The sequence below is a fragment of the Ideonella sp. B508-1 genome (genome assembly GCF_000333615.1).
Classification (GTDB): domain Bacteria; phylum Pseudomonadota; class Gammaproteobacteria; order Burkholderiales; family Burkholderiaceae_C; genus Ideonella.
In genome coordinates, this window is sequence record NZ_BADL01000607.1 from 1 (window position 1) to 6,108 (window position 6,108).

Below are 6,108 nucleotides of genomic sequence, written 5' to 3' on the forward strand. Positions count from 1 at the left end.
CTTCTTGCATCGAGATCAAGAGGGTATTGATCTTGTTGCTGCCGGTGACCCGCCGCTGGGCGGTGCGCAGCGGCACGATCACCGTGTCGTCCTGGTCGATGCCCATGGCGGCCTGCCCCTTGGGGGCCAGCAGGCCGACGATCTGGCAGGAGAAGGCCTTGACCCGCAACTGCTCGCCCAGCGGGTTGCTGCTGGCGCCGAAGAGCTCGCGCTGCACGGTGGCGCCGATGACGCAGACCGCGGCGCCAGCCGCCTGTTCCTCGTCGCTGAAGACCCGGCCGGCGGCCAGGTTCCAGTTGTTGGTGAGGAAGTAGGCGTTGGTGCTGCCGGTGACGGTGGTCGACCAGTTCTTGCCATTGGCCACCACGGTGACGGCCGAGCGCACCTCGGGGGCCACGGCCTTGAGGCCGCCGATCTGCGCCGAGATGGCTTCGACATCGGCCTCCTTGAAGGGCGGCGCGCCGGCCGTGTTCAGCCCCGGGCCCAGGCGCTGGCCGGGCCGCACCTGCAGCAGGTTGCTGCCCAGGCTGCTGATCTGGTCGCGCACCGCCTGGGTGGCGCCGTTGCCCACGGTCACCATGGTGATCACCGCGGCCACGCCGATGACGATGCCTAACACGGTCAGGAAGGAGCGCAGCAGGTTGCGCCGGATGGCCCGCAGGGCCAGCAGGATGGAACTGGCCCACATCAGGCGGCTTCCTCCTGAGGCGGCGCGGCCGTGACCGGCGTCTGCGCCTCGTCGCGCTCGATGCGGCCGTCACGGAAATGCACCACCCGGTGGGCCCAGGCGGCCATGTCCGGCTCGTGGGTCACCATCAGCACGGTGATGCCGCTCCGGTTGAGCTCGGCCAGCAGGGCCATGATCTCCTGGCTGCGGGCGCTGTCGAGGTTGCCGGTGGGTTCGTCGGCCAGCAGCACGGCGGGCTGGGTGACGATGGCCCGGGCGATGGCCACGCGCTGCTGCTGGCCGCCCGAGAGTTCGCCAGGGGTGTGGCCCTCCCAGCCCGCCAGCCCCACCTGCGCCAGCGCGGCGCGGCCGGCGGCGTGGCGTTCGGCCGTGGGCGTGCCGCGGTAGAGCAGGGGCAGCTCCACGTTCTCCAGCGCCGAGGTGCGGGCCAGCAGGTTGAAGCCCTGGAACACGAAGCCCAGCTGGTGGCGGCGCAGGCGGGCGCGGGCATCGCGGTCCAGCCGCTCCACATGGATGCCGTCGAAGAGGTATTCGCCGCTGCTGGGCGTGTCCAGGCAGCCCAGCACGTTCATCACGGTGGATTTGCCCGAGCCGCTGGGGCCCATGATGGCGACGAACTCACCGCGCTGCACGTCCAGGTCCACGCCCTTGAGGGCCTGGAAGGCGATGGCGCCCTTGCCGTAGGTCTTGGTGACCCCGCGCAGGCGGATCAGGGGTGGCGCCTCGGCCGGCTGGGGCGCAGGGGTGCTCACGGTGCGTTGCCGCTCTGTTGCTCGGTGATCACGGCCATGCCGGCCCGCAGGCCCGGCCCGCTGACCTCGGTCTGGCGGCCGTTGCTCAGGCCCAGCTGCACGTCGACCGCCTTGGGCTGCCCGTCCACCAGCACCCAGATCTGGCGGGTGCTGCCGCTGCGTTCGTCGCTGCGGGCGCTGCGGGTGCCGCTGCTGGGCGGGCGGGGGATCAGCATCGAGACGATGCCCTTGCTGCCCGAGGCCGCTTTGGCGCTGGCGGCCGTGGGCGAGAAGTTGAGCGCGCTGCGCGGCACCAACAGCACGTTCTTGTGCTCGGTGGCGGCGATGGTGGCGGTGGCGGTCATGCCCGGGCGCAGCGTCAGGTCGGGGTTGGCCACCTCCAGGTCGGTGGTGTAGGTCACCACGTTGTCGGTGATGGTGGAGCCGTAGGCCACGCGGGTGATGACGGCCGGGTACTTGCGGTTGGGCCAGGCACTGACGGTGAACTGGGCCTTCTGGCCGACCTGGATCTGGCCGACATCGGCCTCGTCCACGTTGACCGAGAGCTTCATGTGGCGGAGGTCCTCGGCCACGGTGAACAGGGTGACGGCCTGCAGGGAGGCGGCCACCGCGTTGCCGGGCTCCACCGAGCGGGTCAGCACCACACCGTCGATGGGCGAGCGGATGGCGGCCTTGGTGAGGTTGGTCTGGTTGGTGCGCAAGGTGGCCTCGGCCTGCACGACCGCGGCGCGCGCGGCGGCCTCGGCGGCCACGGCCCGGTCCAGCGCGGCCTGGGCCGAATCCATATCGGTGGCGGCCGGGACCTTGCCGCCCGACAGACGCCCGACCTCCTGCAGGCGCTGCAGGGCCACGCGGGACTCCTTCACCGTGGCCTGGGCCTGCAGCACCGAGGCCCGGGCGCTTTCCAGCGCCCCCTGGGAGAGCTTGACCTGGTCCTGGAACTTAGAGGTGTCCAGTTCCACCATCACCTGGCCCTTGCGCACGCGGTCGTTCACGTCCACCAGCACCTGGGCCACGGTGCCGGAGAGTTCGCTGCCGATGTTGACCGAGCGGGTGGGCTCCAGCGTGCCATCGGCCGAGACGTTCAGGGCCAGATCGCCGCGGGCCAGGGGCTCGGTGATGTAGCGCGGGGCCTGCTGGGCGGCGCGGTGGCGCGCCCAGGCCAGCCCGCCGCCGATCAGCAGCACCATCACGCCGGCGATCAGCCAGGGGCCGGGACGCTTCCAGAGTGGACGCTGGTCGCCCTGCAGCCAGGCGGGCAGCGTGGAGGCTTCGGACGGGGAGGGGGCAGCGTCGGTCATGGTTCGTTCCGGAAGAGGGCGCTCAGCGGGTTGCCCGATGGCCGGGGAGCCGGTGCCGTGGCCGTGGGGATGTCTTCTTCCGACCATCCACCGCCGAGCGATTTGTACAGGCGGACCAGCGACTGGGCCTGGTCGGTGCGCGCGCTGGCCAGGCTCGTCTGCAGCCCCAGCAGGATGCGCTGGCTGTCCAGCAAGGTGGCGGTGTCGATCAGGCCGGCTTCGTGCCGCTGGCGCTGGGTGTCGACCACGCGCTGGGCGGCCTCGGTGGCCGTCTGCAAGGCCTGGCACCGGTCCACGCTGTCCCGCGTGGCCACCAGGGCATCTTCCACGTCCTGCACGGCCACCAGCAGTGCCGATTCGTAAGTGATGCGGGTCAGTTCCCAGGCGGCACGCTGTTCGGCCACCAGGGCCTCGCGCTTGCCAGCCTCCCAGATCGGCCAGTCGATGTTCAGGCCCAGGGCGGTCACCAGCGCGGCCCCACCACTGGTGATGGCCTTCAGCGCGGTGGCCTGCAGGCCCAGCGAGCCGGTCAGCGCAAAAGTGGGTTCGCCTTCGCGGCGGGTCTGCACCATGCCGTACCACCGTGCCACGACCAGGGCCTCGGCCGACCGGAGGTCTGGCCGGCGGCGCAGCAGGTCGGCCGGCACGCCCACCTGCAGGCGGGCGATCAGGGCATCGGCAGCGGGCCAGCGGCCATCCTCGTCCAGCGTGCTGCCCATGTCGGCGGGGGTGCGGCCGGTCAGCTGGGCCAGCAGGTGCGTGTCCTGCGTCACCTCGGTGTGCGCGGCAACCCAGGCGGCGCGGGTCTGCTCGCTGCTCTGGCGGGCCTGGTCCTGATCGAGCTGGCTGAGAAGCCCGGCCTGGGCTTTCCAGTCCACCAACTGCCGGGTTTCTTCCAGGGAGTCCAGGTTGGCACGCGCCACGCGCTGTCGCCACTGGGCACCCCGCCATTGGAAATAGGCCAGGGCGACCTCGGAGGTGATGACCATGCGGGCCGTGGCCAGGTCGTCGGCCGCGCTGCGCATGGTGGCGTCGGCGGACTGGACGCCGGCCTCGATGGCATGGTTCCAGTCGAGTTCCCAGCTGGCGCTGACCCCGACCTTGTAGAGCCTGCTGTCGCTGCTGTCCACCCGGCTGCGGGTGGCCGAGGCTGGCGTCGACAACTGCGGCTGAGCTCCGGCGGCGATGACGGATCGGCTGGCCTGGGCCTGGGCCAGCGTGGCGCGGGCCGAACGCAGGTCGGGGTTGCGCGCCAGGGCTTCCCGGATCAGGCCCTGCAGCAAGGGGTCGTCGAACTGCTCCCACCAGTGGATGAGCATGGCATCGTCCGCCGCGGTGCTGCCGTGAGGGCCGGCGTTCTGCCAGGCCGCAGGCAGGGGAGCGGCCATGTCGGCGGAGGCTTCAGCCGGGGGGGATTCCGCCGCCTGGCCGGGGCCAACGAGGCAGCCCAGCGTCAGGCACAGGGCCAGGGGCAGCAGACGGAGCGGACCGCGCGGCGATCGGGTCGTCGAGCCCCGGGGCGGGGCAGGGGGCGCCAAGGGATGGACCAATCGGCAAGCCATGGACCATCATATTCATGCGGGCCCCCAAGGCCACGCCCGCCGGGGGCGCAATGCTGTATCGATTGACGTGAGTCAATTCGCCCATGTGGGTCAACCATGAAAAAAGCCGCCCGAAGGCGGCCTTGGTCGATGCCCGCGGCACGCGACTCACTGGCTCACGAAGGCGCGCTCGATGACGAAATCGCCTGGCGTGGTGGTGCTGCCTTCCTTCAGGCCGCGCACTTCCATCATGGTCTTCAGGTCGCGCAGCATCTCGGGGGAGCCGCAGATCATCACGCGGTCCTCGGCGGCATTGAGCTGGGGGATGCCCAGATCGTTGGCCAGCTGGCCGTTCTCGATCACGGTGGTCACGCGGCCCTGATGCTTGTAGGGCTCACGGGTGACGGTGGGGTAGTAGAGCAGCTGCTTGCTGATCATCTCTCCCAGGAATTCGTGCTGGGGCAGCTCCTGGGTGATGTAGTCGTGGTAGGCCAGTTCGTTGACCTGGCGCACGCCGTGCACCAGCACGACCTGCTCGAACTTCTCGTAGGTGTCCGGGTCGCGGATGATGCTCATGAATGGCGCCAGACCGGTGCCGGTGGACAGCAGGTACAGGCGCTTGCCCGGCACCAGGTAGTCGATCAGCAGCGTGCCGGTGGGCTTCTTGCCGACGATGATGTGGTCGCCCACCTTGATGTGCTGCAGACGCGAGGTCAGCGGGCCGTCCTGCACCTTGATGCTCAGGAACTCGAGGTGCTCTTCGTAGTTGGGGCTGACGATGGAGTAGGCGCGCAGCAGCGGCTTGCCGTCGACCTTCAGGCCGATCATCGTGAAGTGGCCGTTCGAGAAGCGCAGGCCGGTGTCGCGGGTGGTGGTGAAGCTGAACAGCCGGTCGGTCCAGTGGTGCACGCTCAGCACGCGCTCTTCGTGGAAGGCACTCATTCTTGTCGGATCCTGGGACAAAGGGGGGTGGACAACAGGCCAGGGCCCGAACGTCGCCTGGCGGAAAACCCTGAATTGTCGCTCAAGCTGTATCCGCGGAACTGCGCAGGGTCAACTCCTGCGCGTTTGTCTTGACGCAAGGCAAGATGGAGCCCCTTGTGGGGCCTGCATCCGTCGAGGGATCAGCGCCCCAGCCAATCCCGCAGCACGGCGGCACCATGCTCGTCCAAGGTGGGCGGCGCCACCCGGTACTGCACGGGGGTGGCCGACAGGCGGATCGGGTTGGCCACCAGGGGCACGCTGCCGAACTGGGGGTGGGGCATGTCCACCTTCAGCCCGCGGGCCAGCACCTGCGGGTCGGCAAAGACCTCGTTGAGCCGGTTGATGGGGCCGCAGGGCACCCCGGCGTCTTCCAGCGCGGCGATCCATTCGGCGGTGCTGCGCATCACGGTGGCCTGACGCAACAGGGGGATCAGCACGGCCCGGTGGGCCACGCGGGCCGGGTTGGTGGCAAAGCGCTCGTCCGTGGCCCATTCCGGGTGGCCGGCCACGGCGCAGAACTTGGCGAACTGGCTGTCGTTGCCGATGGCCAGGATCATGTCGCCGTCGGCGGTGGGGAAGTCCTGGTAGGGGACGATGTTGGGGTGGGCGTTGCCCATGCGCTTGGGCGCGACGCCGCTGGTCAGGTAGTTGGCGGCCTGGTTGGCCAGTGCGGCCACCTGCACGTCCAGCAGGGCCAGGTCGATGTGCTGGCCTTTGCCGGTGGCGTCGCGGTGGCGCANCGCGGCCAGCACCCCGATGGTGGCGTACAGCCCGGTCATGATGTCCACCAGGGCCACACCTACCTTTTGCGGGCCGGCGCCTTCCTCGTGGTCGGCGCGGCC

Annotated in this window: 6 protein-coding genes; all 6 read right to left on the reverse strand. The window is 70.1% G+C overall.

What is annotated here, in order from left to right; genetic code table 11:
• A partial coding sequence (locus tag I73_RS24095) for an ABC transporter permease (RefSeq protein ID WP_022982966.1) occupies positions 1–688 on the reverse strand: 688 nt, incomplete at its 3' end.
• The gene (locus tag I73_RS24100; protein ID WP_022982967.1) at positions 688–1,440 is read right to left on the reverse strand and encodes an ABC transporter ATP-binding protein; all 753 of its coding nucleotides are present in this window, start codon (positions 1,438–1,440) and stop codon (positions 688–690) included. The genes I73_RS24100 and I73_RS24095, both read right to left, overlap by 1 nt.
• Positions 1,437–2,741 (reverse strand): efflux RND transporter periplasmic adaptor subunit, encoded by a 1,305-nt coding sequence (locus tag I73_RS24105; protein WP_022982968.1) that lies wholly within the window; start codon positions 2,739–2,741, stop codon positions 1,437–1,439. Before I73_RS24105 ends, I73_RS24100 begins: the two co-directional genes overlap by 4 nt.
• Positions 2,738–4,303, reverse strand: a complete 1,566-nt coding sequence (locus tag I73_RS30350) for an efflux transporter outer membrane subunit (RefSeq protein WP_083877055.1) — start codon at positions 4,301–4,303, stop codon at positions 2,738–2,740. The genes I73_RS24105 and I73_RS30350 overlap by 4 nt, the downstream gene beginning before the upstream one ends.
• 147 nt (positions 4,304–4,450) lie before the next feature.
• Complete coding sequence (locus tag I73_RS24115) at positions 4,451–5,224, reverse strand: ferredoxin--NADP reductase (protein WP_022982970.1); 774 nt, start codon at positions 5,222–5,224, stop codon at positions 4,451–4,453.
• A gap of 182 nt (positions 5,225–5,406) precedes the next feature.
• Positions 5,407–6,108: CaiB/BaiF CoA-transferase family protein (locus tag I73_RS30355; protein WP_022982971.1), on the reverse strand; the 702-nt coding region annotated here is incomplete at its 5' end.